The sequence below is a fragment of the Streptomyces sp. NPDC002044 genome (assembly GCF_040296725.1).
In the GTDB taxonomy this organism is placed as follows: Bacteria; Actinomycetota; Actinomycetes; order Streptomycetales; family Streptomycetaceae; genus Streptomyces; species Streptomyces antarcticus.
This window is the reverse complement of sequence record NZ_JBEOXU010000300.1, coordinates 1-2626: the sequence shown is the minus strand read 5'-3', so window position 1 is coordinate 2626 and position 2626 is coordinate 1. Positions and strand designations below refer to the sequence as shown.

Annotated in this window: 4 protein-coding genes; 2 read left to right on the top strand and 2 right to left on the bottom strand. The window is 66.9% G+C overall.

The annotated features are described in order from the left end of the window. Positions 1-136 precede the first annotated feature (136 nt). Both ABT106_RS31725 and ABT106_RS31720 read left to right on the top strand, forming a co-directional pair. Positions 137-493, top strand: coding sequence for a hypothetical protein (locus ABT106_RS31725; protein ID WP_351284456.1), 357 nt, complete (start codon positions 137-139; stop codon positions 491-493). Next, entirely contained in the window at positions 490-780 is a 291-nt protein-coding gene (locus tag ABT106_RS31720) for a hypothetical protein (protein WP_267727691.1), read from the top strand. The genes ABT106_RS31725 and ABT106_RS31720 overlap by 4 nt, the downstream gene beginning before the upstream one ends. A gap of 988 nt (positions 781-1768) precedes the next feature. On the opposite strand, the gene ABT106_RS31710 is transcribed toward ABT106_RS31720, so the two are convergent. Together ABT106_RS31710 and ABT106_RS31705 are read right to left on the bottom strand one after the other, a co-directional pair. Continuing rightward, entirely contained in the window at positions 1769-1924 is a 156-nt protein-coding gene (locus ABT106_RS31710; protein WP_351284452.1) for a hypothetical protein, read from the bottom strand. A gap of 506 nt (positions 1925-2430) precedes the next feature. Next, on the bottom strand, positions 2431-2626 hold a 196-nt coding region (locus ABT106_RS31705), incomplete at its 5' end, for a hypothetical protein (protein WP_351284450.1).

The following is a 2626-nucleotide window of genomic DNA, read 5'->3' as shown; positions in this document are numbered from 1 at the left end:
CCTGTGGGAGAGTAGGACGCCGCCGAACAATTATTGTGGGAAAGCCCCGCACCTTATGGTGCGGGGCTTTTCTGCGTTCCGGACCAGTTTCAACGGCCCGGGTGGGTATCCTGGCCGCGTTCCCCTGGAGGACGCGATGACAGCACAGCAGCTGGACGACGGCGGACCGCTCATCCCTCAGCCGGCCATGACGCGCGAGGCCCTGCGGGATGCCGTGCGCCGGATCGACATGGCGAACCTCGCCGTGCTCGACAAGGAGTGCAACGAGGCGTTCGACCGCGCGGCGGAGACCGGGGCGATCAATCCGCTGCGGTTCTTCCTGATCAAGTGGGCGACGCACGTGGCGATCCAGCGCTGGCCGGCGCGGGCGGCTGCCCTCCAGGAGGCGGAACGTGTTGCGGGGGACCCGGCCGCGACGGAGGACCAGTTCCGGGCCGCCATGGAAACCAGCAGCCGCATCCTGGCCGAGGCCCAGCGGGAGATCGGTCAGTGACCCTTCGGGGTGAGGGCGTTGAAAACGACGGCGGCTGGGCGTGGGAGTGCGACCCGAGCCGGCTGTGGGTGCTGGGGGACATGCCGGGGGAGTACCAACGCCTCGTCGGTGCCGTCATGGACGGCCTGGTGGACCTGGCGTCGATGGCGATCGACCCCAAGGACGGCAGCCTCTACGAGGATCCGCAGCCGATGCGTCTGCGTACGTACGAGGACGAGCATCTGATGCTCTGGTACCAGACCATCCCGCACCGCAGCCGGGTCTACCTCAAGCGGGTAAATCTCTGACAGCCAGGGGCACTTGGCCGGTGCTGAGAGGTCCTGCCGGCTCTGCCGGTTTCTTCCGGCACGTCTCCGACCGGGCCGTCGGCATCGTTCGGGGTCGAGCCGACGGAGCGGCGTCATTTACCCCGTCCTGCCGAGTTGCACCGTGGGGGCAGCGCGTCATCTTCCTCGAGCAGGAGTCCGGTGGAAACGTTCGCCTCTGCCGATGCTCCTGTGACGAGCCTGCCGGAGGTGGCGGTTCGCCTCGACGTCGTGGTGGCCCGCTCGGCGAACGGCGGTGGTGTGGCTGACCTGGAAGCGTTCCGCGGCCCGCCGCACGGGCATCCCCAGCGCATCCCTTTCTCGCTGCGGATGCGGGCGCGTGGGGTCGTTGGGCTGCGAGGACGTCTGGGTGGCGGGCGTTCGGTTGCGCCAGCGCAGGTAGGCGTACAAAGCCCTGGTCTGGACGGGGCAGACCACTGACCCTCCGCGGCCTGACCACTCACCCCGTCGAACCTTCCCGGTCACAGCACTATCCAAGGAAGCCCGCCCGGCCCACCGAGACCGGACGGTTTCGCCTGGTTCGCTGTGTCGTCGACGACGGCTTCGATCGGGTGGGCCCAGGAGGTCGACCTTGTTGCACACCACCCACCTCCGGATTCCCCAGGCCGCCCAGGTGGTCGTGCCTTTGCGGCGCCGGTTGATCCCCCACATCTGGTCGTCACCGACGGAGTAGCAGCCGTGGAAGCAGGCGATGCCGTGGGTACGCCGGTAGGTGGTCGGCAGCCGGTCGGGCCGGCTCTGTTCTGCCCGGCAGGAGCCGGCGGTGGGGCGGATTCCCAAAGGCCCGAACTCGTCGAACGCGAACGGGCGGGTGGTGGCTGTCTGGCGGGCTATGACGGGAACCTTGCTGCCGCCGTACGAAGCCAGGAGCATCATCGCCCGCCGGAACCGCACCGAACTCGTGCTGCCCACCGGACGATGTGCTCGAGCTTCTGGCCCTTCTGCTCCGTCAGCCCGCGAACCCGGACCGGTTGCGCCACTCCAGCAGGCAGACCATGACGCGTACGGCGGTCTCCTGTGCCCCTCCGACCGAGTGCGTATCCCTCCGGCCGTAACGGGACACCAAGAGCATGGTGGCCTTGTCGATGAACCAAGCGCCTGTCATCTGAGCGGTCATGCCCATCGGGCCGAGCTGCCTTCATCCGCCGGGCACGTTTCCCTGTACCCCCTGAGGGCTCACCCGCGTACGCCGACAAACCAACGTTCGGCGGCGTTGAGCTCTGACTCGGCTTCTAGCGTTGATGGAGGTGGTGGGCCTCGCGGCGGCGACGTATCGCCCGTGCTTCTCATGCCTGCCCGGCGCGAACCGGGTGCGCGTACGTGGTGAGGACATGAGGACCGCGGTCGATGAGTCGTGGGATGGTCGGAGGTTGAGTAGCGGGTGCGTGGCGCCGGCGCGCAGACGATCGGGAGCGGGGTCTGTGGAGGAGGCTGGACAGGCACCTTCAGACGGCAGTGTCAGCGTGGTCGACCGCCCCGAGCACCCGCTGTTCCCCGTTTTGACACCGTCCCAACCCAGCTTGTAGAGTCAAACGGTTGCCTCGAACTGCACAAGTTCGGCAGCCCCACCCCGCAAGGAACCCACGGTTCCTGAGGGGTGCATTCGACTCCTCATCCAGGAATCTGAAGCCGGGAAATCCGGTGGAAATCTTCTGCTAGAGTCGGAATCGCCGGAAAGGAAAGCGCGAGAGCGAATACCTGGAAAGCACCGAGGGAGTCAGGCCCGAAAGAGTCTGATAGAGTCGGAAACGCAAGAACAGAACGAAAGCCCGGAGGAAAGCCCGAGAGGGTGAGTACAAAGGAAGCG

Excerpts from the sequence above, each read along its gene's own strand:
- ABT106_RS31725 (WP_351284456.1), top strand. The coding sequence starts at position 137 with ATGACAGCACAGCAGCTGGACGACGGCGGACCGCTCATCCCTCAGCCG.
- ABT106_RS31710 (WP_351284452.1), bottom strand. The coding sequence starts at position 1,924 with ATGACAGGCGCTTGGTTCATCGACAAGGCCACCATGCTCTTGGTGTCC.